This is a genomic window from Idiomarina seosinensis, from assembly GCF_044797955.1.
Classification (GTDB): Bacteria; Pseudomonadota; Gammaproteobacteria; order Enterobacterales; family Alteromonadaceae; genus Idiomarina; species Idiomarina seosinensis_A.
Map to the genome: position 1 here is coordinate 448,435 of NZ_CP085211.1, position 23,293 is coordinate 471,727.

Genomic DNA, 23,293 nt, shown 5'->3' on the forward strand with positions numbered 1-23,293 from the left:
CAGGGCTTTATGGAAGAATCAATGCTATCAGAGAATAATTGAGGTTGCTCGAGTGATAGATGCTGAAGGATTCCGGCCAAATGTAGGAATCGTCATCTGTAACGGGCATGGGCAGGTATTTTGGGCTCGTCGTATAAACCAGCACAGCTGGCAATTTCCGCAAGGCGGTATTGACGAAGGCGAGACGCCTGAGCAGGCAATGTATCGCGAACTTTGGGAAGAAGTCGGGTTAAAGCCGGATCAGGTCGAAATTCTGTACACCAGCCGTCACTGGTTGCGTTATCGGTTGCCAAAGCGGCTTATCCGTCGCGAACAACGGCCCATGTGTGTTGGTCAGAAACAAAAGTGGTTTTTATTGCGGCTAAAATGCCGCGAAGAAGATGTTGATGTTTTAAAGTCCGGCCATCCCGAATTTGATGGTTGGCGGTGGGTCAGTTTTTGGTATCCGGTGCGCCAGGTGGTGGCTTTTAAACGCGATGTCTACCGGCGCGTAATGAAAGAGTTTGCCAGTCACGCCATGCCATTTCAGGGTGGCGGGCGACCTTCGCGCCACCCGCGCGGTAATAAACGAAGGCGTTGAATCATGCTGATAACCTTGCAACGGATTGTCGAAACCGTCAACAAAGCGCCGGATTTTAAGCTGGCGCTTTACACTATGGTGGGTCAGGTCAGGGACGCCCTGAAAACCGATAGCTGCAGTGTGTTCCTGGCCGATGACGAAAACCAACAGTTTGTGCTGGCGGCTAGTGACGGCCTTAGCGCCGAGCAGGGCGATCCCATCCAGGTGGACTTTGGCGAAGGGATTATTTCACTGGCTGCGCAACGCGAAGAGCCGCTGAACATTGCCGATGCCAGCCAGCACCCGGCCAACAAAAAACTGCTGCAGACTAACGAGTCTGAATATCGCGGGCTGCTGGCAGCGCCCATCATTCACCGGCGCAAAGTGCTGGGTATTATGGTGGTGCACCAAAGCGAGGCACGCAGCTTCAGCCGCGAAGAAGAAGCTTTTGTGGTGACCCTGGCGGCACAGCTGGCGGTAGTCATCGCGCACGCCAGTGCGAAAGGCCTGCTCGCCAATGATAATTCACCCTGGATACATAGTTTACAAGGCCTGCCGGGATCACCGGGGGTGGCCATTGGGACCGCTTTTGTTAGCCGGCCGGAAGTGACTTTAAAAGAAATATCGCCGCAGCGCAGCGACAAGCCGCAGCACGAAATTCGTAAATTTCGCCAGGCGGTGGCACGCACGCGGGCTGATCTAAAGCAGTTATCTGAGCAGATGCTGGGTCAGATTCCGGACGATACGCTGGCGATTTTTGATGTTTACCAGGGCATGCTGGACGCCGCCAGTCTGGGGAATGCGGTCGAATCAATGATTAATGAAGGCTGGCGCGCGCAAACAGCATTAAAGCATGTAGTAGAACAATTTATTGATCAGTTTGAAGCGCTGGAAGATTCCTACTTACGTGAGCGGGCAACGGACGTCCGTGACATTGGCCAGCGGGTTTTACTGCACTTGCAAAAACGCCAGCGCAAGGCACGGCAGTTTCCTGCACAGGGTATTTTAATTGCCGATGAAGTGACCGCCTCAATGCTGGCCGAACTGCCGCAGGATAAAATTAGCGGTATTATTTCCCTGAACGGTTCGAGTAATTCCCATGCCGCGATCATGGCCCGCAGTATGGGAATCCCCGCGGTACTGGGTGTTGACGATATCGAGCTGCACTTTTTTGCTGACAAACAGCTTATCGTTGACGGCTATACCGGCGAAATCTACATCAACCCGCCGCCTCAGGTGCTTGAGCAGTACCAACACTTAGCCGAAGAAGAAGAAGAGCTAAAGCAAGTGGTGGCTGAGCACGCCCATTTGCCCGCCGAAACCCAGGATGGCCACCGGGTTAGCCTGCATCTGAACCTGGGCCTGAACGTCCAGTCGGCTTACCTACAGCAACTGAACATCGACGGTATCGGTCTGTACCGCTCAGAAATTCCTTTTATGCTGCGCGATCAGCTGCCGACCGAAGACGAACAGGTCGAGATGTATAAAGAGATACTGGACCAGTTTCCTGATCAGCCCGTGGTCATGCGCACGCTGGATGTGGGTGGAGACAAACCCCTGCCCTACCTGCCTTTGCAGGAAGACAACCCGTTCCTTGGCTGGCGGGGTATCCGGTTAACCCTCGATCATCCGGAAATTTTTCTGGTGCAGGTGCGGGCAATGCTAAGAGCCAGTATCGGACACAGCAACTTGCAAATCCTGCTGCCCATGGTTAGCAGTATTAACGAGGTTGAAGAAGCTTCCAGGCTAATAAAACAAGCTTACTTTGAAGTAGCGGAAGAGCAGGATGGCGAAGCCGAGAGTCCTCTGGTGCAACCCCAGCTGGGGGTCATGATAGAGGTGCCGGCCATTATTTACCAGCTGCCGGCGCTGGCCAACAAAGTCGATTTTTTTTCCGTTGGTTCAAACGATTTAACTCAGTATTTGCTGGCGGTTGACCGTAATAATCGCCGCGTTGCGAACCTTTATGATGCCTATCATCCGGCGGTACTTGCCAGCCTGGATGATATTGCCCGGCGCTGCGAAGAGCTCGGCAAACCCGTCAGTGTCTGTGGTGAGCTGGCAGGAGACCCGGGTGGCGCTCTGTTGTTGGTGGCTATGGGTTATCGGCAACTCAGTATGAACAGTTATAATATTGACCGGGTACGCTGGATTTTACGCAACGTTTGCTCCGGTACTCTGGAAGTCATGCTGGCGAAAGCGTTACAGGCCCGCCACCCGGATCAAATTCGCAAAATGATAGCCAATAAAATGGAAAGTATGGGCTTAGGTGGTTTTGTGCGGGCGGGTAAATAAAATGACGCTGACGATTGCTCTGTGGTGCTTAAGCGGCGGCGTTGTTGCCGGGCTGCTGGCCGGGTTATTAGGTATTGGTGGTGGCCTGGTAGTAGTGCCGCTGCTGATTTACTTATTGCCGATTATTGGCGTCGAGCCACAACTGGTGGTGCCCACTGCTATCGCCACCAGTCTGGCCACTATCTGCATGACAACCGCTTCAGCTGCTATCAGCCATTCCCGCACCGGGCTAATGGCGCGTTTCTGGCTGCTCAGGGTATTACCCGGATTATCGGTGGGTGCTTTAATGGGTGCCTATTTAGTGACGGTGGTCAGCCCTGACAGCCTGCGAATAATCTTCGCCGTGGTGCTGGTATTATTGTCTATCCGCATGATGTTGCCGGCGCCGCAGGGCGAACCGCGAACAACGGTTTCTAAACGGTTGCTGGCCATTGGTGCGACACTTATCGGCACCATTTCCGGTTTAGTGGGTATTGGCGGAGGGGCGCTGACGGTGCCTTTTTTACAGCGGGTGCGATTGCCTGTTCATCAGGCTATCGCCATTTCTTCGCTGGGCAGCTTTGTGATCGGCTGCAGTTCGGTGGTAATGTTTATTGCCATTGGCTGGTTAAGTGAGGACAATGGTAGCAGCAACGCGCTGGGCCTTATTCACTTGCCTGCGTGGCTGGCAATTTCGATAACCTCGGTGCTAATGGCCCCGGTGGGGGCAAAGCTGGCCCACAAGTTGCCGGTTAAATTATTACGACGTTTTTTTGCGGCATTTTTAATTGTTGTCGCAGCCAATTTATTGACTCAATAGGAGCCTACTGTGCCGCCCACGGATTTTTGGCAGTTTCCGGCAATTGATCCGGTTATTTTTCATATTTGGGGTCCGCTGGCCATACGCTGGTACGGGCTGGCGTATATCGCCGGTTCTTTGTTTGCCTATTGGTGGGGCTCGCGGCAAGCCCGGCGCAGCGCGCACTGGAACAAGGAACAGTTTGGCGATTTGCTGTTCTGGTGCTTTATCGGGGTTATCCTGGGCGGTCGTGTCGGCTATGTGCTGTTTTATAAATTCGGTCAGTTTATTGCCGACCCCTTATTCTTATTTCAGGTATTCGATGGCGGCATGTCCTTCCACGGCGGGTTACTGGGTGTCATTATTGCCATCTACGCGTATGCCCGGGTTAAAAAGCGGCCATTGCTGCAGGTCGGCGATTTTGTCGCGCCACTGGTACCGATGGGGTTGTTGTTCGGCCGCTTGGGTAACTTTATGAATGGCGAGCTATGGGGCCGGGTGACGGATGTTCCCTGGGCAATTGTATTCCCCAGCGGCGGGCCGGTGCCGAGACACCCGTCACAACTGTATGAAGCCTTACTCGAAGGCCTGTTATTATTTATTCTGTTGTGGTGGTTTCAACAGAAGCCTCGCGGGCTGGGCGCTATTAGCGGCTTGTTTTTACTGGGCTACGGGGTCGCCCGCTTCACGGTTGAGTTTTTCCGCGAGCCCGATGCACACCTGGGCGTATTATCGCTGGGGCTATCGATGGGTCAGTGGTTGAGCCTGCCGATGATTGTTATCGGCGCGGCACTAATGATCAATGCCACTAAGAAACCGCAGGTTCAACAGCCATGATTAATCGCCCGGAACAAGCTTATCTGCAATTATGCCGGCGGATTGTCGAGCAGGGCCAGTGGCTGCAAAATGAACGTACCGGTATCCGCTGTTTAACCGTCATTAACGCCGACCTGGAATACGATGTCGGCGCCAATGAATTTCCGTTGATAACCACCCGCAAAAGTTTTTACAAAGCGGCGATTGCTGAATTGCTCGGTTATCTGCGTGGTTATGACAGTGCCGCCCAGTTCCGCGCCATTGGCTGCAATACCTGGAATGCCAATGCTAATGAAAACCAGGCCTGGCTTAATAACCCTCATCGGCGTGGCGAAGACGACATGGGGCGGGTGTATGGAGTACAGGGGCGCGCCTGGCAAAAACCCGATGGTAATCAACTGGATCAGCTGCACAAGGTGGTAGAAAATCTGCGTCGCGGAATAGATGATCGCGCTGAAATCATCACCTTTTACAATCCCGGTGAGTTTGAGCTGGGCTGTCTGCGCCCCTGCATGCATACGCACAACTTTTCGTTGTTAGGGGATACCCTGTATCTGACCTCCTATCAGCGCAGCTGCGATGTGCCTTTAGGACTGAATTTCAATCAAATTCAGTGCTTTGTTTTATTGGCTCTGGTCGCCCGTATTACCGGTCACAAGCCCGGCAAGGCCTATCATAAAATTGTCAACGCGCACATTTATGAAAATCAGCTGCCACTGATGATGCAGCAGCTGGAGCGTGAGCCTTACCCGAGTCCGCAGTTGAGCATTAATCCGCAGATTGACTCGTTACAGGATATTGAAAACTGGGTCAGTAAGGACGACTTTAAGGTCAGTGGTTATCAAAGCCATGCGCCCATCCAGTATCCATTTGCCGTATAACAGGTAAGACGCCGTGAGCAGTGAACAACTACCATCCAGTCAGGCCCTCGCCGGCACCCAGCGAGTATACGGGCGCCAGGCGCTGACGCACTTTCAGAAAAAACATGTGGCCGTGGCCGGCCTCGGCGGCGTCGGTTCCTGGGCAGTTGAAGCGCTGGCGCGCACCGGTATTGGCCAGCTGACCCTAATAGATCTGGATGATGTTTGCGTCAGCAACATCAACCGGCAGTTACCCGCTGACTTTAATACTCTTGGCCAGCTAAAAAGCGAGGTGCTGGCGGCCCGGGTAAAAGCCATTAACCCGCACTGCCAGGTTACCGTTATTGATGATTTTTTGCTGCCGGATAACTTCGAGCAGCACCTGGCAAATGTTGATGCGGTGCTGGATGCGATCGACAGCGTTAAGACGAAAGCGGCCTTAGTGGCCTGGTGTAAGCGGCGAAAACTGCCCTTAGTGTGTTGTGGCGGTGCCGGTGGGCAGATTGATCCAACCCGGATACAGGTCGCTGATTTATCCCGCGCCAAACAGGACCCTTTGCTGGCGAAAGTGCGTTCTGACTGCCGTCGCCATTATGGCTTTTCAAAAAATCCTAAGCGCAAATGGGGTATTGACTGCATCTATTCTGAAGAGCAGCTGCGCTACCCGGTAACCGCAGGAGAGGGCGAGGGCGAAGTAACTCTGCAGAAACCCGGCGGCGATGCAATGCCGATGAATTGTGCCAGCGGCTTTGGTGCTGCCATGGTGGTTACCTGCTCCTTCGCGATGCAGGCCGTCGCCGTGTTGTTGCGCCGGCTAAATAAATCAGCTTAAGCGCCGGGTTTAAACCCGTTCTTTTAACGCCCGGGCAACCTGAGCAAGGCCATTAGCGCGTGATGGCGTCAGGTGGCCGTGCAAGCCTTGTTCGCGAAACAGCCCGTCAATATCAAAATTTTTAATGGCAGTGCGGGGCTGGCCATCCAGGCGTTGCTGGATCAGGGCTAATAAGCCTTTGACAATGCGCGAGCCGCTGTCGAAACGCAACACCACTGCATCCGGATTGCTGCTGTCTACGTACAACCAAACCTGAGCTTCACAGCCGCTAACCCGATGGGCTTCGTCTTTTAGTGCCGACGGAAATGGCGGGAGTTCGCGCGACAAAATGACCAAACGGCGATATTGCTGTTCCCAGTTCATGGCGTAAACTCTCCCTTACAGATGCTGAAGTAAATTATCGCACAACTTGTTAGATGGATGCGAGTTAAGGATAATAGCCAGGAGCTCAAGGCACAGAATAAAAAGTTACTGGTAAAAAGTTCCAACAAAAGGAAATTAACATGAAGATACTTGTCGCGGTCAAACGCGTGATTGACTACAACGTCAAGGTTCGCGTAAAGCCAGATCAGTCTGATGTCGATCTGGCTAACGTAAAAATGGCGCTAAACCCATTTTGCGAAATAGCCGTTGAAGAAGCCGTGCGCTTAAAAGAAGCCGGCACGGCTGATGAAGTGGTGGTTGTTTCTATTGGTCCTAAAGCTGTGCAGGAACAATTACGGACTGCTTTAGCGTTGGGAGCCGATCGCGCTGTGCAGGTCGAAACCGACGAGATGCCGGACTCTCTGGCAGTGGCCAAAATTCTTAAAGGTGTGGTCGAAAAAGAAGGCCCGGATATGGTTATCCTCGGCAAGCAGTCAATTGACTCAGACAATAACCAAACCGGGCAAATGCTGGGAGCACTGACCGGTATGCCGCAGGGGACTTTTGCCTCTAAGGTCGAAGTCGGCGATGGCTTTATTAATGTTACCCGTGAAATCGACGGTGGCTTACAGACCGTTAAGCTAAACCTGCCGGCTATTGTCACCACTGACCTGCGCTTAAACGAGCCGCGCTATGCCTCACTACCCAATATTATGAAAGCCAAGCGCAAACCCCTGGAAACCATCAGTACCGATGAGCTGGGTGTTTCAGTGCAGCGCACGGTTAAGCTGCTGAAAGTCGAGTCCCCGGCCGAGCGCAGCGCCGGCGTAAAAGTCGCTGATGTCGACGAACTAGTTGAGAAACTGAAAAACGAGGCGAAAGTCCTATGAGCATTTTAGTAGTTGCAGAACACGACAATAACGGTGTTGACCCATCAACCCTGAAAACGCTTGCAGCAGCCCGGCAAATCGGTGGTGATATCGATGTTTTAGTCGCCGGCATGGGTTGCTCTACGGTTGCTGAAAACCTCGCAAAAGCCGAGGGTGTCAGCAAGGTGCTTTTGGCCGATAACGCCGCTTATGAACATCAGCTGGCGGAAAATGTCGGCCAGCTGGTTGCTGATCTTGGCAAAAATTACAGCCATGTGGTAGCACCGGCAACCACCACGGGTAAAAACTTTATGCCCCGTGTCGCCGCCTTACTGGATGTTGCACAAATTTCTGACATCATTGCAGTGGAAAGCGCCGATACCTTTAAACGGCCGATCTATGCAGGTAATGCCATCGCCACCGTAAAGGCAGAAGACGCGATAAAAGTCATCACCGTGCGCGCCACGGCATTTGATGCCGTCAGCGAGGAAGGCGGCAGTGGCTCGGTAGAAGCCATTGATACGGTCATTGATAACGATCAGGCGCAGTTTGTCGGTGAACAGCTGGCGGAGTCTGAGCGTCCGGACCTGACGGCCGCAGAGATTGTTATTTCCGGTGGACGCGGTATGCAAAATGGTGAGAACTTCAAATTGCTGGAGGATATCGCCGATAAACTGGGGGCCGCAGTTGGCGCATCGCGCGCGGCAGTTGACGCGGGCTTTGTACCCAATGACATGCAAGTCGGGCAAACCGGCAAAATTGTCGCCCCGCAGTTGTACATTGCGGTGGGAATCAGTGGTGCAATTCAGCATCTGGCCGGCATGAAAGATTCAAAAATTATTGTCGCCATCAACAAGGACGAAGAAGCACCGATTTTTCAGGTGGCTGATTATGGTCTGGTCGGCGATCTTTTTGAAATCTTACCGGAATTGAACCAAAAGCTTTAAACCCACAGCTACATTGCCCTGACGCCGCCGTGACCAACAAGTTGATGCCCGGTGGCGTCATTTTCCTCACTTTTCGCTTCGATACACTTGCATAATTTTAACTCATCGGACATGATTCAGTCATAACCGCCGTAAAAGCTAAAAAATATTAGGTGGCTCACAATGAAAAGAAGAACAACTATGCTTAAAAAATTACCTCTGGCGTCGGCCATCGCGCTGACCTTTGCTGTGCCGGCTCAGGCTGCTGATTTTGAAGTGGGTGAGTTTGACGTAAAATTTGACTCCATCATCTCTTACGGTGCGGCATGGCGAATGGAAGATCCCGCTCTGCATTTGCTCCATCCCGGTAACCGGGACGGCGGTACAGCTAAATCCAGTGTTGGCGATGACGGTAACCTGAACTTTGATAAAGGCGACCTGGTCAGCTCTGTGTTTAAGGGCGTGCACGACCTCAGTATTGATGGGGGCGACTACGGCGCTTTCTTCCGCTTTAATTACTGGTATGACTATGTGGTTTCGGAAGAAGAAATGTCCCATGGTCACGCGGGCAATAATTATCTGCCCAACACCACCCTCAACGATAATATTTTTGATGATTATTCTCAGGCCAGTGGCTTCGAAGTGCTGGATGCCTTTGTATGGGCTAACTTTGAAATGGGCGATATCCCCACCAGTTTGCGGCTTGGCCGGCAAGTATTAAGTTGGGGTGAAAGCACCTTTGTTTTTAACGGTATCAACGACATTAACCCGCTGGACGTTAACGCGGCCCGTCGTCCTGGTGCAGAAATCAAAGAAGCCTTGTTACCGGTCGGTATGGTCAGTGTTAACATGGGTCTGACAGAAAGTCTGAATGTCGAGGCTTTTTATCAGTACGAGTGGGATAATACCAAGCTGGACGGTTGCGGAACCTATTTCTCCAGTGTTGATATTATCGGCGGCCCCGGCTGTGGCAAAGTAACACTGAACCCGCAACTGATCCCTGGTGATCCGGACAGTTATCTGAGCGATTATCAGTCAGTTGCCTCCGGCGCGTACATTGGCAGCAATCCGGTGCTGGATGCTTCTGATAGTGGCCAGTGGGGTGTTAACTTCCGCTACTACTCACTCGATCTGGATGCTGAATTCGGTCTTTATTATCTGAATCTGCACAATAATACGCCGATTATTTCTGCCTATAATTGGACCGTGGATCCGGAACAGTACATGTCGGCGGAAGACCGGACTAACCCTAACTACACCTATTCAACACCTAACGGTTATCCTATAGACGGGCCGCGTCTGGTGATTGAGTACCCGGAAGATTATAAAGTCATGGGCGCAAGTTTCAGTACCAACCTGGGACTCTGGTCTGTGGGCGGTGAGTACAGCTATCGTGCTGATGCGCCGGTACAAATTAACACCACCGAAATTTTAACCGCTGGTCTGCGTCCAAACGTCCCCAGCAGTTTTTCTGACCGGGTCAGAAGCACCGATTTAGGCGGTCTGGCTCATGGCTATGACCGACTTGATGTCAGTCAGGCACAGGCCAGCTTTGTTCGCTTTGTTGACCGTTTGTGGGGCTCGGACCGGATGACCTTCGTCGGCGAACTGGCGATGAACCAGGTACATGATTTGCCGGGTCTGGAAGAGCAGCGCTATGGCCGCTTACCTTTATTCGGTAAATGTCTACTGCCCAATGAAGTGGGTCCGGCTGCAGCGGGTAACTGCGAAGGCTTTGTTACTGAAAACTCCTGGGGTTATCGTACCCGCTTCCAGTTTGAGTATTTAAGTTTTTGGCAGGGCTGGAGCCTGACGCCTGTTATCCAGTTTAACCATGACGTCGAAGGCTACTCACCAAACAGTAACTTTATCGAAGACCGGAAATCACTGGGTATCAATGTCACCGCTGATTATCTGTCAACCTATAAAGTCAGCTTAGGCTACACCACTTATGATGGCAGCGACTACGATGCGACTACCGATCGTGATTTTGCTTCTATCAGCTTCTCTTACGCCTTTTAATTAAGCGCCAGGATGAACCAACAAACAGGCTGCACTGGTTGCAGCCTGTTTTGTTTTTAATCTAAAACAAATTGCGCTGCGTACTCCTAAGTTATTAATACAACCAGGAGTTGCCCGATGTTCGGTTTGTTCAAAAAAGACCCCACCAAAAAATTGCGTAAAGACTTGCAGGCCCTGCAGGAAAAAGCCATGAAGATGCAACGAAACGGCGATATCCGTGGTAGTTCGATGATCAGTCAGCAGGCTGATGAGCTGTGGCAGAAGATCCAGCAACTCGAAGCGGAAGAAAAAAAATAGTGCCGTTGGCACAGTAATCGTAGCCCCGTGTGATTCTGTCGCAATTGCTTGTCAATTGCGCAGCAGCAGTTTACAACTAGTAAGAACTCTCTGTAACGTTGTGACTTTCCTGTCAAAAAAGGGGCTAGCATGAAACATACTTTATCGGTGCTCGCGGGCTTGTTGCTGTCCGCATCAGCAGTGGCCGACGATCATCAACAATATTTTCAGCTTGAAGACGTCTTTACGCTGGAATACGCAGCATCACCGACCATTCATCCATCCGGCGACTGGAGCGTTTTTGTACGCCAGTCGATGGATATTAACAACGACCGCAAACTGGGTCAGTTATGGCAGGTTATGCCCGACGGCGATATGCGTCCGCTGACCGGCGATAAAGCCAATGAAAGTCAGCCGGTCTGGTCACCCGACGGTAAGCGTCTGGCCTTCGTCTCGAGCGCTACCGGTAGTCCGCAAATTCACATCTATTGGGTCGACAGTGGCCAACATGCGGCAGTTACTGCGCTGACCCAGTCGCCTTCTAATCTGAGCTGGTCACCGGACGGCGAGCAGATTGCCTTTTCGATGTTTACTCCTGATGCCAAGCCGAACCCGGTATCATTGCCCGGCAAGCCCAAAGGCGCCGAATGGACAGAAGCACCGAAATACATCGACAAAGACAACTACCGTTATGACGGCGGCGGTTATGCCCGCGACGGTTACTCACACATTTATGTGGTGCCGGCAAAAGGCGGCTCTCCGCGTCAGCTGACTGAGGGAGATTATAACCACGGCGGCAGCCTGACCTGGACCGGCGACGGTGAGTCGATCTTATTTTCGGCTAATCGCCGTGAAGATGCATTCCGGCAGCCAACCAATAGTGAAATTTATCAGGTAAGTGTCAATAACGGCGAGATCACTCAGGTGACAACCCGCAAAGGCCCTGATAGCTCTCCTTCAGTATCGCCCAATGGCGAATACATTGCCTATTTAGGCAATGACGACAGCGGTAAAAGCTTTCAAATTACCCGCCTTCACATAATGAATGCCGACGGCTCTGATAAGCGTGTGCTAACCGCTGATCTTGATCGCGGAGTGACCGGCTTTGAGTGGGATAATGACAGCGACAGTATTTACTTTAGCTATGATGATCACGGTGTCGGCTACCTGGCCCGCACAGACCTCGACGGGGATATGGATACGCTGACCGATCGTGTCGGAGGATTGTCCTATAGCCGTCCTTATGGCGGCGGCGACTTTTCTGTGGCCGAAGATGACCGGGTACTTTACACCTTATCCAACCCGTTGCGTCCGGCTGAGCTGGCATTGTGGGATGACGGTGAGACCGAGCAGCTCACTTATCTGAATGAAGATGCCTTAGGCCATAAACAACTGGCGCGGGTCGAAGAGCTTAATTACGAGTCCAGCGTTGACGGTCTTGATTTACAGGGCTGGGTTGCTTATCCACCAGACTTTGATCCCGGTAAAAAATATCCATTAATGCTGGAAATTCATGGTGGCCCGCATACTAACTATGGTCCGCGTTTTGCCGCCGAGATTCAGTTATTCGCAGCGGCCGGTTACGTGGTGCTGTACACTAACCCGCGCGGCAGCACCAGTTATGGAGAAGAGTTTGCTAATGAAATTAGCCAGAACTATCCCAGCCATGACTATGATGACCTGATGGACGGTGTCGATGCGGTTATCGAAAAAGGCTTTATCGACGAGCAGGAGCTTTACGTAACCGGCGGCAGTGGCGGCGGCGTACTCACAGCCTGGATAGTCGGTCATACCGATCGCTTTAAAGCCGCAGTTGTAGCTAAGCCCGTAATTAACTGGTACAGCTTTGTGCTGACAGCCGATATGTATAACTACTTCTATCAGTACTGGTTCCCGGGTCTGCCGTGGGATAACATGGAGCATTACATGAAGTATTCACCCATTAGCTACGTTGGCAACGTGACAACGCCGACTATGTTGCTGACCGGTGAAAACGACTACCGTACTCCAATGTCAGAAACTGAGCAGTACTATCAGGCCCTGAAACTGGCTGGCGTAGAAACCGCCATGGTGCGGATACAGGATTCAGGACACGGTATCTATGCAAAACCCAGTAACCTGATGAACAAAGTAGCGTACATCCTGCATTGGTTTGATAAGTACCGCGACGAGGATTAATTCCCGGCACGGTTAAAGCGGCGGTTTTGCCAATAAAACCGCCGCTTTTTTTTATGCTTTCCTGACGCCGCTTAGCGTTCTGATTTTTCCACCGGGTCGCCACGCTTGCGGCGGTGCTGGCGCTCGTACAACTTGGCTTCGGTAAGAAAAAAGTGAAAAGCGTCAATGTTGGCTTTAATAAAGCCCCGCCAGCCGGCCAGGAACATGCGCCGGATAAAATAAAACTTAATAAACATCAGCGGGAATATCAGCAGCACCCGGGCCAGGCTGCAGCTCCTGCCTTGTTCTTCCCGCTGTTTTGCTTTTAACAGCGAGTATTTATTCAGCTTATCCATGTAACCATGGGCTGAATCATAGCCGTAATGTTTAACATCTATGGGTAAGTGCGCCAGTGGCGGTTCGACTTCAATGTGCTCGTGTACTTTTAACGAGGTATTCCATTTTGCCTTAGACTTGCGGTACACGCGGCGGAAACGGTGGTGACGATGGCCGGGCAGCGAGTGACCCATAAAGATGTCATCATGGGCCAGATACAGGCCGTTAACATCGTCTTGCGCAATCCGTTGCCGGATTTCCTCAAAGGCGCCCTGCGGCAGGACCTCATCGCCGTCTAAATTGATCACCCAGTCGTTTTGGCATTGTTCCAGGGCATAGGCTTTTTGGCGGGCATAGCCCAGCCATGGCTGATGAATAATACGGGCACTGTGCTGCTCGGCGACTGCCAGAGTATTGTCAGTCGAGCCGGAGTCCACCAGCACGATTTCGTCAGCGCCTGCTACGCTGGCCAATACTTCATCTAAGTGGCGACCTTCATTTTTTGTGATCAAATACACGCTGATTTTTGGCAATTGGGCCATAACCGGGTTTCCATTAAAAAGTGACACTAATAATGATATATTTTTTCTTCCTTTAGCGCATTATTTGACGAACAGGAAGCCTGGTATGAGTGACTGGTCTGCTTTACTGGCCGACGAAAAACAAAAACCTTACTTTATTCAGTTGCTGCAGCAGGTCGAGCAGGCGCGCCAGCAGAGTATTGTTTACCCCGCTCCGGAGCATGTTTTTAACGCTTTAAAGCTCATTGAGCCGGATCAGGTTAAAGTCGTGATTCTGGGGCAGGACCCTTACCATGGCCCCGGTCAGGCTCATGGTTTGAGTTTTTCAGTACCCGATGGGGTAAAGCTGCCGCCGTCGTTGCGGAATATTTTAAAAGCTATTCAGCTTGATTATCCGGACAGTTCGCCACCACAGAATGGCGATTTGACGCGCTGGGCGGTGCAGGGAGTTTTGCTGCTCAATACCGTGCTTACGGTAGAGCAGGGCAAAGCGCACAGTCACGCCAACTGGGGTTGGGAGACCTTTACCGATACGCTGATAAAACGGCTCGCTGACCAGCATGAGAATATTGTGTTTTTACTCTGGGGGGCGCATGCACAAAAAAAAGAGCGGCTGATCGATGACAATAAACATTGTGTACTAAAAACCGTTCACCCGTCTCCTCTTTCAGCCCACCGCGGCTTTTTCGACGCACATCATTTTCGCAAAGCCAATGATTATTTGCAGAGCGTTGGGCGGACACCGGTTAGTTGGAGCGCTTAATTTAGACTGATAATCGTCATGGATTGGTTATTGTTTTGCAACAAGGTTGTAACAAAAAGCTTTTAATCTGCTGCTTGTTGTGGTAAATCATGCATTGTGAGTAATTTGTTAATATAAAAAGTAACAAGTGCCTTACATGCGCTCGATTTATAATTACAAAAAACTGAGAGGCAAGTATGGATCATTCAGAAGAGCTTCAGCAAGTCAGTGAAAAGTCATCAAAAGGACGCGCAACGAAACGCAAATGGCGGGAAATCGAACAACTTAAAGAAAAATACCAATTGCGTGAAGAACTGGCCGAGATGGATTATTGTTATGACCTCGATTTGGAGCAAATCGATCTAAGTTAAGATAATCTGGCAGTAACGAGGGCTTGCCGCAGCGGGCAGGCCCTCGCCAGTTAACCTACAGACGCATCAGCGGCAGCATCTGCTTCAGCACTTTTGGCGCGCCCGCGGCGACATGACCACTTTGTACGTAATTGTGGCCACCCTGAAAGTCGCTGATAATTCCGCCGGCTTCGCGGATCAATAATTCGCCTGCCAGCATGTCCCAGGGTTTTAAGCCCATTTCGAAAAAGCCATCAACCCGGCCGGCAGCCACATAAGCTAAGTCAAGAGCAGCCGAACCGGTGCGCCGCATATCGGCACAGTGCTCAAATAAATTATTAAACATCTGCTGATATTCGGGTAGCTTGTGCTTCATTTTAAATGGGAAACCGGTAGCCAGGATCGAACCTTTCAGCTCAACCTTCGGGTCGATGCGCAGGCGGCGGCCATTTAACTGAGCGCCGGCACCGCGAGTGGCGGTGTATAGCTCTTCGCGAACAGGATCATAGACAACCGCCTGCTGCACAGAGCCTTTGTACAACAGGGCAATAGAAATAGAGAAGTGAGGAATGCCGCGCAGGTAATTTGTCGTGCCGTCCAGAGGATCAATAACCCATTGAAAGTCTTTATCAGAGCCTTCTTGCTGCCCGCTCTCTTCGGCAATAATACCGTGGTCGGGGTAGGATTTGCGAATGGCGCTGATGATCGCGTGCTCAGCGGCTTTATCCATCTCTGAAACCCAGTCATTTGGGCCTTTGGAGACCGCATCGATGGGCTGGCCTTGATCAAACTGTTTTACTAAAATTTTGCCGGCTGCACGCGCTGCGCGCACCGCAATGTTTAACATCGGATGCATATTCAAATTACCTGTGCTGTCAAAGAACGATTTTTCGGTCGCGGATGATACCAGTAATAGGTTATCATGCACAACTTTTATTCAGCCCCGAAATTTATCATAAAGCAGTATTTATCATGGACAAAAACGTATTTGATGCCATTCGTATCGTCTTAGTTAACACGTCGCATACGGGCAATATCGGCTCTGTAGCCCGGGCTATGAAGACCATGGGACTTAAGCATCTAACCCTGGTTGATCCGGTGCAGGCCCCGGACAGTCACGCTTCAGCTTTGGCAGCCGGCGCCACAGATATACTCGCGGCGGCAACAACGGTTAATACCCTGCAAGAAGCGATTGCCGATTGTGGCCTGGTGCTGGCCACCAGCGCCCGCAACCGCACGCTCGACTGGCCTTTGCTGGGCCCACGTAAAGCAGCCGGCAAAGTTCTGGCAGAGGCACCCCAATATCCGGTGGCCATTGTTTTTGGACGTGAAAATAGCGGTCTGACTAATGAAGAGCTGCAGTTAAGCCAGTTTCACCTGCACATCCCCACCAACCCTGATTATGGCTCGCTGAACCTGGCTATGGCCGTGCAGACGGTCTGCTATGAACTGCGTATGCAGCAGTTGGAAGCCGAAAATGAACAAACCCTGTATCCGGCCGCAGAAGACACCGCCAATTACCCGCGCGGCAAAGAACTCGAGCTGTTTTACGGGCATTTAGAACAGACTCTTTATGACACCGGCTTTATCGTTAAAAAGCATCCCGGCCAGGTAATGACCAAGCTGCGACGGCTGTTTAACCGGGCACGGCCGGAAGAGAGCGAGCTGAACATTTTACGTGGTATCTTAGCCTCAATTAACAAACCCGGGCGTTAGCGCTAATACTTGACTATTTTACTCGGGTAAGTACACTTGAGCCTCAAGCTAACCGATAAGGAATAGTTCTATGCGCCTGACCTCAAAGGGACGCTACGCGGTAACCGCTATGCTGGACGTGGCGATGCATGCGCAGCAAACACCGGTGCCACTGGCAGATATATCCGATCGCCAGGGGATTTCGCTGTCTTACCTTGAGCAGTTGTTTGCCCGTCTGCGCAAACGTGGTCTGGTGGATAGTGTGCGCGGCCCCGGCGGGGGTTACCGGCTGGGTAAAGACCCGTCTGCCATATCGGTCGGCGCGGTTATTGATGCCGTGGATGAATCCATTGATGCTACCCGCTGTCAGGGGAAAGGCAACTGCCAGGGCGGTAGCCGGTGCTTGACCCATTTCCTGTGGGAAGGCTTAAGTGATCGCATTGCTCAGTTTCTTAATGGCATCAGCCTGGCTGAATTAACCGCTGATCAAACTATTGCCCAACGCCAGAAAAATCAAAAAACGGATAAGATCGAACTGGATTTGATTTAACCACCAGCTGTCAGCAAGGAGCTATCGCAAAGTGAAACTGCCTATCTATCTGGATTATGCCGCAACAACGCCAGTAGACGAGCGGGTCGCTGAGCGTATGATGCAATTTTTGACAGCTGATGGAGTGTTCGCCAATCCTGCTTCGCGTTCACATCGCTACGGCTGGCAGGCAGAAGAGGCGGTGGATATCGCCCGTAATCAGGTCGCTGATTTACTCCATGCAGACCCCCGTGAAATCGTTTTTACCTCGGGAGCGACCGAGTCGGATAATCTGGCGTTAAAAGGTGTGGCGCATTTTTTACAAGACCAGGGTAAACACATCATAACGGTCAGTACTGAGCATAAAGCGGTGCTTGATCCGGCAGCTCAGCTGGTTAAAGAAGGTTTTGAGGTGACCACGCTGGGCGTTGACTCTGACGGCCGTATCGATATCGGTGAATTGCGTGCCGCGTTGCGTCCGGACACTATACTGGTCAGTGTAATGCACGTGAATAACGAGCTGGGAGTCGTGCAGGACATCGAGGCTGTTGGCCATCTCTGCCGCCAGCACGACACACTATTTCATGTTGACGCAGCACAAAGCGTCGGCAAACTTCCCTTAAATATGAGCCGCTTGCCGGTCGACTTATTATCGCTGTCAGCGCATAAAATGTACGGACCTAAAGGTATTGGTGCATTGTATGTTCGGCGCCAGCCACGAACCCGGCTGGTCGCTCAGATGCATGGCGGTGGTCACGAACGTGGCATGCGCTCGGGTACGCTGGCGACCCATCAAATCGTTGGTCTGGGCGAAGCGGCCGCAGTTGCCGGCGAGCGTATGCAGCAGGACGCTGACTATTTTGAACAGCTGCGGGCCAAATTCCTGCCGCCGTTGCTGGCCGAACAAGGCATCGAGCTGAACGGCAGTGACCAGCACCGCGTTCCTCATATTATTAATTTGCGATTTGCCGGTGTTGAAGGCGAAGTCCTGTTAATGTCCCTTAAGGATTTGGCGGTGTCATCGGGTTCAGCCTGCACGTCAGCCAGTGTTGAACCCTCCTATGTACTGCGCGAGCTCGGTTTAAGTGACTCCCTCGCGCACGCGTCGCTGCGTTTTAGCTTCGGTCGGCAGACCTCTGAAGCAGAGGTCGACCATGCAGTGCAGCACGTTGCTAAGGTATACGCCAGGCTGAAACCTGCGTCGTCCTGACCCGGGCGCTTACTTCAGCAGGCTGCTGAAGGTGCGGCGAAACTTAGCCAGCTTAGGTGAGATGACAGCCTGGCAGTAAGGGTTGCCGGGATTTCGCTCATAATAATTTTTGTGATAATCCTCGGCCGGATAAAAGGTCTCCAGCGGACTGACTTCAGTGACTATAGGATCGGCAAAAGCCTGGTCCTGGCTTAATTCGGCGATAATTTCCTTTGCCTGCTGCTTTTGTTCCTCGTTGTGGTAGAAAATTGCGCTGCGATACTGAGTGCCGACATCGTGGCCCTGGCGGTTCAGTTGCGTCGGGTCGTGCAAAGTAAAAAAGATTTCTAAGATTTGGCGGTATGAGATCTGCTCAGGATCATAGCTAATCCGGGCAACTTCTGCATGGCCGGTATCTCCGCGGCAAACCGCTTCATAACTAGGGTTAGTGGTTTCTCCGCCGGTATAGCCCGGTTGTACATCGGTTACGCCGGTTACCTGTAAAAAAGCTGATTCGATACACCAGAAACAGCCGCCACCTAAGGTTGCTTGTGCCATTGATACTTCTCCTGTGTCTTATAGACGTCTATATGGCTAAATGTGATTATGCCATCCTAGCTTAGGTAATACGTAAAAACAATCAATCGCGATTCGATTTTCGCAACAATCTGCCGTATAATCCGCGCGAGCAAAAGAATCACTGAATAATCACTTTTCTGGAGAATATCTGATGGCCTTAGAACGTACTTTATCAATTATTAAACCTGACGCTGTAGCAAAAAACCTGGTCGGCGCAATCTACCAGCGTTTTGAGACTTCTGGTCTGCGCATTGTAGCGGCTAAAATGATGCACCTGAGCCAGGAGCAGGCAGAAGGTTTTTACGCAGAACACAAAGAGCGTCCTTTCTTTTCAGCTCTGGTAGAGTTCATGACCTCTGGCCCTATCGTTGTACAGGTCCTGGAAGGCGAAAACGCTGTATTGAAAAACCGTGAAATCATGGGTGCTACTAACCCGGCCGAAGCAGCAGCAGGAACCTTACGTGCTGACTATGCTGAAACCATCGACGAAAATGCGGTTCACGGCTCTGATGCAGTTGAATCAGCAGCACGCGAAATCGCGTACTTCTTCAGCGACGAAGAAATCTGTTCACGCACCCGTTAATTTTCGGTCCGGCAGCAAGGCCCGAACAGGAGTTTTATGACTAATACCATCGACAAAAAAGTTAACCTTCTTAATCTCAATCGTGAGCAAATGAAGGAGTTTTTCCGTGATATCGGTGAAAAACCCTTTCGCGCCGATCAGGTCATGAAGTGGCTTTATCATTTTTGCGTTGATGACTTTGATGAGATGACGAATCTCAACAAAACGTTACGTCAAAAACTTAAGCAGTTAGCTGAGGTTCGGGCGCCGGAAATTCGCGAGCAGCAGCAGTCGTCGGACGGCACCATCAAATTTTCGATGACTCTGTTTGACGGCCAGGACGTCGAGACCGTCTGGATCCCTGAGCGTGACCGCGCCACCCTTTGTGTTTCTTCGCAGGTGGGTTGTGCGCTGGAATGTACTTTCTGTTCCACCGGTGCTCAGGGTTTTAACCGCAACCTGAATGTGGCCGAAATCATTGGCCAGGTATGGCGGGTTAACCAGCTACTGGGTGCCTATGGTAAAACCGGTATTAAACCCGTGACTAACGTTGTGATGATGGGCATGGGCGAGCCTTTGCTTAATCTGAACAACGTGGTGCCGGCGCTGCAGTTAATGCTGGATGACTACGGTTTTGGTTTGTCGAAGCGGCGGGTAACCGTCAGTACATCCGGTGTTGTACCGGCACTGGACAAACTAGCCGAACAGCTGGACGTGATGTTAGCCATTTCGTTACACGCACCCGATGATGAGTTACGAAACGAAATCGTCCCGATTAATAAAAAATACAATATTGAAGAATTTCTGGCCGCCAGCCGGCGCTATGTTGAGCAGTCTAAAGCGCAACATAAAGTGACCGTAGAGTACGTGATGCTGGATCATGTTAACGATTCCACTGACCAGGCTCATGCACTGGCGCGCACCTTAAAAGATACCCCTAGTAAAATTAATCTAATCCCCTTTAACCCATTCCCCGGCTCCGGCTATGGCCGTTCCAGTAATTCGCGTATCGATCGCTTCGCAAAAGTACTGATGGAGAAGGGCTTCACTGTTATGGTACGGAAAACCCGCGGTGATGATATCGATGCAGCTTGTGGTCAGCTGGTCGGCGAGGTTGTCGATCGCACCAAACGTATTTTAAAACGTCAGCAGGCAGCCCGCGGCAGCGAGATTGGTGTTAAAGAAAGCTAGCCGGTAAAGGCGATTGAAATAGCGCGGCTGTCCGCGCCCGACAAGGATAGTCGATGAAAAACTGGATACTGTTAGCAGGCTTACTGCTAAGCGGGTGTGCAACAAGCCCGGCTCAGCAGCTAAGTGAAGCAGGACAAACCCGCCTCACGCTGGGGGTGGAATACATGAAGCGCGGGCAACTTCAGCGGGCCCGCGAACAACTGAATAAAGCCTATCAGGATGCCCCGCGCTCCGAAGCCGTCATCATCGCACTGGGTCAATGGTATTTGCGTAAAGAAAAGGTCAATTCGGCGTTGCTACTTTACCAACAAGCGTTATCATGGCAACCTATAAGCGGCGCAATGTACTATAACTACGCTATCGCACTTTGTCTGGCCGGCAATACAGAACAAGCGCTACAGCTGTTCGCACAAGCGGAACAGCTGCAGCAGCAGGTTGCTGTCAGCCGGGCCCAGTGCTTATCCCGCCGTTAAGCCTAAACGGGCGGGGATAGTTAACCAACAGGGAAATACCCAATTACCATGACTGCTGATAACAAACCCGAACAACCAGCTGACGATGCGGTAACCCCAACACCAACAGAAACAACTGCAGAACAGCAGCAAGAACCTGTTAAAGGCGCTGGTGAAATATTAAAAGAAGCGCGGGAAGAAAAAGGCTTAAGTCAACGAGAGGTAGCAGACAATCTGCGGCTAAGAGTGCAGATTATCGAGCTGCTTGAAGCCGATGATTACGACTCATTCTCGACCCCGACTTTCGTTAAAGGCTATCTGCGTTCCTACGCAAAGCTGCTGGAAATCGATGAGCAGCCAATTTTTGCCGCCTATCGGGCCAGCGGTAATAAAGAACCCGATACCTCGGTTATGCAAAGTTTTTCCCGTCGGGTTAAGCACGAAGAAAGCGATAATCGACTGATGCTGATCACCTACGCGGTAATTATTGTTGTTATCGGTCTGGTTATCTGGTGGTGGCAGGACAGTGACTTCAGCTTTGACAAGGCGATGACTGAGGACAGCGAAGCGACGCAACAAACCACCGCGCAGCCGGCTGGCGATGACGAGCAAGTGATGAATATTGCTCAGCAACCCACCGACGACCAGGATCAGGTGTTAGAGTCGGAGGTAGAGGCCGGCGATGTCAGTACCTCAGTGACTGACAGTGAAACAACGCCACCGGCAGAAGAGGCCCCACCAACGGTGACCGACACCGAAATGCCGGAAACTGTGCTGGAGCAGGTTAATGAACCTTCGCCGGCGGCCGAAGCCGAAGCCGAGGCTGAAGAAAGCAGCGGGGAAAATGCGCCAGGCAGTGCGGAAGAAAGCTCAGCAACTCCCACGGTAGCCGATGAACAACCGATTACCGTCACCGGCACCCAGGACAGCGCCAGTGAACTGGCCGAAGTTAACGAGCCCTCACCAGCGGCACAAGCCGATCTGGTATTCGAATTTAGTGAAGAGTGCTGGGTTAAAGTTGACGATGCAGCTGGTGAAACACGCGCCGTGGGCGTAAAAGCTGCCGGCTACACAATGCCGATAGAGGGTGAGGAGCCTTTTGCGGTTACCATCTGTCGGCCCGAAGCCGTTGAAATCACTTATCAGGGTAGTCCGATTGATTTAAGTGAATTCAGAAAGGCCCGGGTCGCACGTTTTACCATTCCCTCCGGCAATTAATTGGTAAATAACGCGTCAGGAATTATTTGGCTATGATGTACGAAAGTCCCATTAAGCGCAGACCGTCCCGTCGAATTTACGTGGGCAACGTGCCGATAGGCAATGGTGCACCGATTGCGGTGCAGTCAATGACCAATACCGAAACCACCGACGTGCCGGCAACGCTGCGGCAGATCAATGCGCTGGCCGCTGCCGGTGCTGATATTGTCCGGGTTTCGGTGCCGACTATGGACGCCGCCGAGGCGTTTAAAGCCATTAAGGCCGAAAGCCCGGTACCCCTGGTTACGGATATTCACTTTGACTACCGCATCGCACTTAAAGTGGCAGAGTACGGCGCTGACTGTTTGCGCATTAACCCCGGTAACATTGGCCATGAAGACCGCATTAAAGCGGTGGTCGATGCGGCGCGTGATAAACAGATCCCCATTCGTATTGGTGTCAACGGCGGCTCGCTGGAAAAAGAAATACAGGAAAAATACGGCGAACCCACGCCGGCGGCTCTGGTCGAGTCGGCTATGCGTCATGTTGATATTCTTGACCGGTATGATTTTCAGGATTTTAAAGTCAGTGTAAAAGCCTCCGATGTGTTTCTGGCTGTCGAGTCCTATCGCCAGCTGGCCCGGCAAATTGAACAACCGCTGCATCTGGGTATCACCGAAGCCGGCGGTAAGCGCAGTGGCGCAGTAAAATCTTCCATTGGGCTGGGGATGTTACTGGCTGAAGGCATTGGTGACACGCTGCGGGTATCGCTGGCAGCCGACCCGGTTGAAGAAATCAAAGTCGGTTTTGATATTCTCAAATCACTGCGTATCCGCTCTCGCGGCATTAACTTTATTGCCTGCCCCAGCTGCTCACGACAGGAGTTTGACGTGATAGGCACTGTCAATGAACTGGAGCAACGGCTGGAAGATATTACCGTAGCGATGGATGTTTCGGTTATCGGTTGTGTGGTTAATGGCCCCGGCGAAGCCTTAATTGCCGAAGTCGGTCTGGCCGGAGCAAAAAATAAAAGTGGCTTGTACATTGGCGGTGAGCGACAAAAATTAAGACTGGATAACAAAGACTTAGTTGACCAGCTGGAACAACAAATCCGGGATCGGGTGGCTTTTTTAGAAAAGCACAAGATTGAGGTAAAAGAAATTTAGCTTCAGGTTTTACCCGCCTTAATAAAATCCT

At 51.6% G+C, this 23,293-nt stretch carries 25 protein-coding genes; 21 read left to right on the forward strand and 4 right to left on the reverse strand.

The annotated features are described in order from the left end of the window. Window positions 1-52: 52 nt before the first annotated feature. From rppH to tcdA, 6 genes are read left to right on the forward strand one after another with little or no spacing between them, the layout of a single operon-like run. Window positions 53-580, forward strand: a complete 528-nt coding sequence (gene rppH, locus LG288_RS02145) for an RNA pyrophosphohydrolase (protein ID WP_404401571.1) — start codon at window positions 53-55, stop codon at window positions 578-580. A gap of 3 nt (window positions 581-583) precedes the next feature. Beyond that, window positions 584-2,854: a phosphoenolpyruvate--protein phosphotransferase gene (gene ptsP, locus LG288_RS02150; RefSeq protein WP_404401573.1), complete on the forward strand. Its 2,271-nt coding sequence runs from the start codon at window positions 584-586 to the stop codon at window positions 2,852-2,854. Window position 2,855: 1 nt separating this feature from the next. Continuing rightward, entirely contained in the window at window positions 2,856-3,653 is a 798-nt protein-coding gene (locus tag LG288_RS02155) for a sulfite exporter TauE/SafE family protein (protein ID WP_404401575.1), read from the forward strand. 9 nt (window positions 3,654-3,662) lie between these two features. Beyond that, complete coding sequence (lgt, locus tag LG288_RS02160; RefSeq protein WP_404401577.1) at window positions 3,663-4,469, forward strand: prolipoprotein diacylglyceryl transferase; 807 nt, start codon at window positions 3,663-3,665, stop codon at window positions 4,467-4,469. Then, entirely contained in the window at window positions 4,466-5,329 is an 864-nt protein-coding gene (locus LG288_RS02165) for a thymidylate synthase (protein WP_404401579.1), read from the forward strand. Before lgt ends, LG288_RS02165 begins: the two co-directional genes overlap by 4 nt. Window positions 5,330-5,342: 13 nt before the next feature. Next, a complete protein-coding gene (gene tcdA / locus LG288_RS02170) occupies window positions 5,343-6,140 on the forward strand; it encodes a tRNA cyclic N6-threonylcarbamoyladenosine(37) synthase TcdA (protein ID WP_404401581.1) in 798 nt (265 codons plus the stop codon). A gap of 9 nt (window positions 6,141-6,149) precedes the next feature. Here the strand turns inward: tcdA and LG288_RS02175 are convergent, their stop codons facing one another. After that, entirely contained in the window at window positions 6,150-6,503 is a 354-nt protein-coding gene (locus tag LG288_RS02175; protein ID WP_404401583.1) for a SufE family protein, read from the reverse strand. 140 nt (window positions 6,504-6,643) lie between these two features. On the opposite strand from LG288_RS02175, the gene LG288_RS02180 reads away from it, so the two are divergent. From LG288_RS02180 to LG288_RS02200, 5 genes are all read left to right on the forward strand, one after another. Further along, window positions 6,644-7,393: an electron transfer flavoprotein subunit beta/FixA family protein gene (locus tag LG288_RS02180; protein WP_404401585.1), complete on the forward strand. Its 750-nt coding sequence runs from the start codon at window positions 6,644-6,646 to the stop codon at window positions 7,391-7,393. Then, window positions 7,390-8,319, forward strand: coding sequence for an electron transfer flavoprotein subunit alpha/FixB family protein (locus LG288_RS02185; RefSeq protein ID WP_404401587.1), 930 nt, complete (start codon window positions 7,390-7,392; stop codon window positions 8,317-8,319). The genes LG288_RS02180 and LG288_RS02185 overlap by 4 nt, the downstream gene beginning before the upstream one ends. Before the next feature lie 162 nt (window positions 8,320-8,481). Next, window positions 8,482-10,320 carry a DUF1302 domain-containing protein gene (locus LG288_RS02190; RefSeq protein ID WP_404401589.1) on the forward strand — a complete coding sequence of 613 codons (1,839 nt, stop codon included), beginning with the start codon at window positions 8,482-8,484 and terminating at the stop codon, window positions 10,318-10,320. Window positions 10,321-10,437: 117 nt separating this feature from the next. Then, window positions 10,438-10,617: a DUF6435 family protein gene (locus LG288_RS02195; protein WP_404401591.1), complete on the forward strand. Its 180-nt coding sequence runs from the start codon at window positions 10,438-10,440 to the stop codon at window positions 10,615-10,617. Between the two features lie 129 nt (window positions 10,618-10,746). After that, window positions 10,747-12,774 carry a S9 family peptidase gene (locus LG288_RS02200; RefSeq protein ID WP_404401593.1) on the forward strand — a complete coding sequence of 676 codons (2,028 nt, stop codon included), beginning with the start codon at window positions 10,747-10,749 and terminating at the stop codon, window positions 12,772-12,774. A 71-nt stretch (window positions 12,775-12,845) separates the two neighbouring features. Here LG288_RS02200 and LG288_RS02205 read toward each other — a convergent pair whose 3' ends face one another. Next, a complete protein-coding gene (locus tag LG288_RS02205) occupies window positions 12,846-13,631 on the reverse strand; it encodes a glycosyltransferase family 2 protein (protein ID WP_404401595.1) in 786 nt (261 codons plus the stop codon). An 85-nt stretch (window positions 13,632-13,716) separates the two neighbouring features. Here LG288_RS02205 and ung point away from each other — a divergent pair, with 85 nt between their 5' ends. Then, the gene (ung, locus tag LG288_RS02210; RefSeq protein ID WP_404401597.1) at window positions 13,717-14,373 is read left to right on the forward strand and encodes a uracil-DNA glycosylase; all 657 of its coding nucleotides are present in this window, start codon (window positions 13,717-13,719) and stop codon (window positions 14,371-14,373) included. A 176-nt stretch (window positions 14,374-14,549) separates the two neighbouring features. Beyond that, on the forward strand, window positions 14,550-14,723 hold the full coding sequence (locus LG288_RS02215) for a DUF3545 family protein (RefSeq protein WP_404401599.1): 174 nt from the start codon (window positions 14,550-14,552) through the stop codon (window positions 14,721-14,723). 55 nt (window positions 14,724-14,778) lie between these two features. Here LG288_RS02215 and suhB read toward each other — a convergent pair whose 3' ends face one another. Continuing rightward, window positions 14,779-15,558 (reverse strand): inositol-1-monophosphatase, encoded by a 780-nt coding sequence (suhB, locus tag LG288_RS02220; protein WP_404401601.1) that lies wholly within the window; start codon window positions 15,556-15,558, stop codon window positions 14,779-14,781. 116 nt (window positions 15,559-15,674) lie between these two features. Between suhB and trmJ the strand changes: the two genes are divergently transcribed. The 3 genes from trmJ (at window position 15,675) to LG288_RS02235 (ending at window position 18,136) form a co-directional block, all read left to right on the forward strand. Then, window positions 15,675-16,418, forward strand: a complete 744-nt coding sequence (gene trmJ / locus LG288_RS02225; RefSeq protein ID WP_404401603.1) for a tRNA (cytosine(32)/uridine(32)-2'-O)-methyltransferase TrmJ — start codon at window positions 15,675-15,677, stop codon at window positions 16,416-16,418. Between the two features lie 70 nt (window positions 16,419-16,488). Continuing rightward, complete coding sequence (gene iscR, locus LG288_RS02230) at window positions 16,489-16,947, forward strand: Fe-S cluster assembly transcriptional regulator IscR (protein ID WP_404401605.1); 459 nt, start codon at window positions 16,489-16,491, stop codon at window positions 16,945-16,947. Between the two features lie 31 nt (window positions 16,948-16,978). Beyond that, window positions 16,979-18,136 carry an IscS subfamily cysteine desulfurase gene (locus tag LG288_RS02235; RefSeq protein WP_404401607.1) on the forward strand — a complete coding sequence of 386 codons (1,158 nt, stop codon included), beginning with the start codon at window positions 16,979-16,981 and terminating at the stop codon, window positions 18,134-18,136. 9 nt (window positions 18,137-18,145) lie between these two features. On the opposite strand, the gene msrA is transcribed toward LG288_RS02235, so the two are convergent. After that, window positions 18,146-18,673, reverse strand: a complete 528-nt coding sequence (gene msrA, locus LG288_RS02240) for a peptide-methionine (S)-S-oxide reductase MsrA (RefSeq protein ID WP_404401609.1) — start codon at window positions 18,671-18,673, stop codon at window positions 18,146-18,148. Window positions 18,674-18,845: 172 nt separating this feature from the next. Between msrA and ndk the strand changes: the two genes are divergently transcribed. Genes ndk through ispG form a run of 5 tightly spaced genes read left to right on the forward strand, consistent with a single transcriptional unit; the run spans window position 18,846 to window position 23,262 of the window. After that, window positions 18,846-19,277: a nucleoside-diphosphate kinase gene (gene ndk, locus LG288_RS02245; RefSeq protein ID WP_404401611.1), complete on the forward strand. Its 432-nt coding sequence runs from the start codon at window positions 18,846-18,848 to the stop codon at window positions 19,275-19,277. A gap of 36 nt (window positions 19,278-19,313) precedes the next feature. Continuing rightward, on the forward strand, window positions 19,314-20,447 hold the full coding sequence (locus LG288_RS02250) for a bifunctional tRNA (adenosine(37)-C2)-methyltransferase TrmG/ribosomal RNA large subunit methyltransferase RlmN (protein ID WP_404401613.1): 1,134 nt from the start codon (window positions 19,314-19,316) through the stop codon (window positions 20,445-20,447). A gap of 53 nt (window positions 20,448-20,500) precedes the next feature. Beyond that, entirely contained in the window at window positions 20,501-20,920 is a 420-nt protein-coding gene (locus LG288_RS02255; RefSeq protein ID WP_404401615.1) for a tetratricopeptide repeat protein, read from the forward strand. Window positions 20,921-20,968: 48 nt separating this feature from the next. Further along, complete coding sequence (locus tag LG288_RS02260; protein WP_404401617.1) at window positions 20,969-22,117, forward strand: RodZ domain-containing protein; 1,149 nt, start codon at window positions 20,969-20,971, stop codon at window positions 22,115-22,117. 32 nt (window positions 22,118-22,149) lie between these two features. Next, window positions 22,150-23,262: a flavodoxin-dependent (E)-4-hydroxy-3-methylbut-2-enyl-diphosphate synthase gene (gene ispG / locus LG288_RS02265; protein ID WP_404401619.1), complete on the forward strand. Its 1,113-nt coding sequence runs from the start codon at window positions 22,150-22,152 to the stop codon at window positions 23,260-23,262. Window positions 23,263-23,293: the final 31 nt, after the last annotated feature.

Coding starts and splice junctions, on each gene's coding strand:
- ptsP (WP_404401573.1), top strand. CDS start 584: ATGCTGATAACCTTGCAACGGATTGTCGAAACCGTCAACAAAGCGCCG.
- LG288_RS02155 (WP_404401575.1), top strand. CDS start 2,856: ATGACGCTGACGATTGCTCTGTGGTGCTTAAGCGGCGGCGTTGTTGCC.
- LG288_RS02165 (WP_404401579.1), top strand. CDS start 4,466: ATGATTAATCGCCCGGAACAAGCTTATCTGCAATTATGCCGGCGGATT.
- LG288_RS02175 (WP_404401583.1), bottom strand. CDS start 6,503: ATGAACTGGGAACAGCAATATCGCCGTTTGGTCATTTTGTCGCGCGAA.
- LG288_RS02180 (WP_404401585.1), top strand. CDS start 6,644: ATGAAGATACTTGTCGCGGTCAAACGCGTGATTGACTACAACGTCAAG.
- LG288_RS02185 (WP_404401587.1), top strand. CDS start 7,390: ATGAGCATTTTAGTAGTTGCAGAACACGACAATAACGGTGTTGACCCA.
- LG288_RS02190 (WP_404401589.1), top strand. CDS start 8,482: ATGAAAAGAAGAACAACTATGCTTAAAAAATTACCTCTGGCGTCGGCC.
- LG288_RS02195 (WP_404401591.1), top strand. CDS start 10,438: ATGTTCGGTTTGTTCAAAAAAGACCCCACCAAAAAATTGCGTAAAGAC.
- LG288_RS02200 (WP_404401593.1), top strand. CDS start 10,747: ATGAAACATACTTTATCGGTGCTCGCGGGCTTGTTGCTGTCCGCATCA.
- LG288_RS02205 (WP_404401595.1), bottom strand. CDS start 13,631: ATGGCCCAATTGCCAAAAATCAGCGTGTATTTGATCACAAAAAATGAA.
- ung (WP_404401597.1), top strand. CDS start 13,717: ATGAGTGACTGGTCTGCTTTACTGGCCGACGAAAAACAAAAACCTTAC.
- LG288_RS02215 (WP_404401599.1), top strand. CDS start 14,550: ATGGATCATTCAGAAGAGCTTCAGCAAGTCAGTGAAAAGTCATCAAAA.
- suhB (WP_404401601.1), bottom strand. CDS start 15,558: ATGCATCCGATGTTAAACATTGCGGTGCGCGCAGCGCGTGCAGCCGGC.
- trmJ (WP_404401603.1), top strand. CDS start 15,675: ATGGACAAAAACGTATTTGATGCCATTCGTATCGTCTTAGTTAACACG.
- iscR (WP_404401605.1), top strand. CDS start 16,489: ATGCGCCTGACCTCAAAGGGACGCTACGCGGTAACCGCTATGCTGGAC.
- msrA (WP_404401609.1), bottom strand. CDS start 18,673: ATGGCACAAGCAACCTTAGGTGGCGGCTGTTTCTGGTGTATCGAATCA.
- ndk (WP_404401611.1), top strand. CDS start 18,846: ATGGCCTTAGAACGTACTTTATCAATTATTAAACCTGACGCTGTAGCA.
- LG288_RS02250 (WP_404401613.1), top strand. CDS start 19,314: ATGACTAATACCATCGACAAAAAAGTTAACCTTCTTAATCTCAATCGT.
- LG288_RS02255 (WP_404401615.1), top strand. CDS start 20,501: ATGAAAAACTGGATACTGTTAGCAGGCTTACTGCTAAGCGGGTGTGCA.
- LG288_RS02260 (WP_404401617.1), top strand. CDS start 20,969: ATGACTGCTGATAACAAACCCGAACAACCAGCTGACGATGCGGTAACC.
- ispG (WP_404401619.1), top strand. CDS start 22,150: ATGATGTACGAAAGTCCCATTAAGCGCAGACCGTCCCGTCGAATTTAC.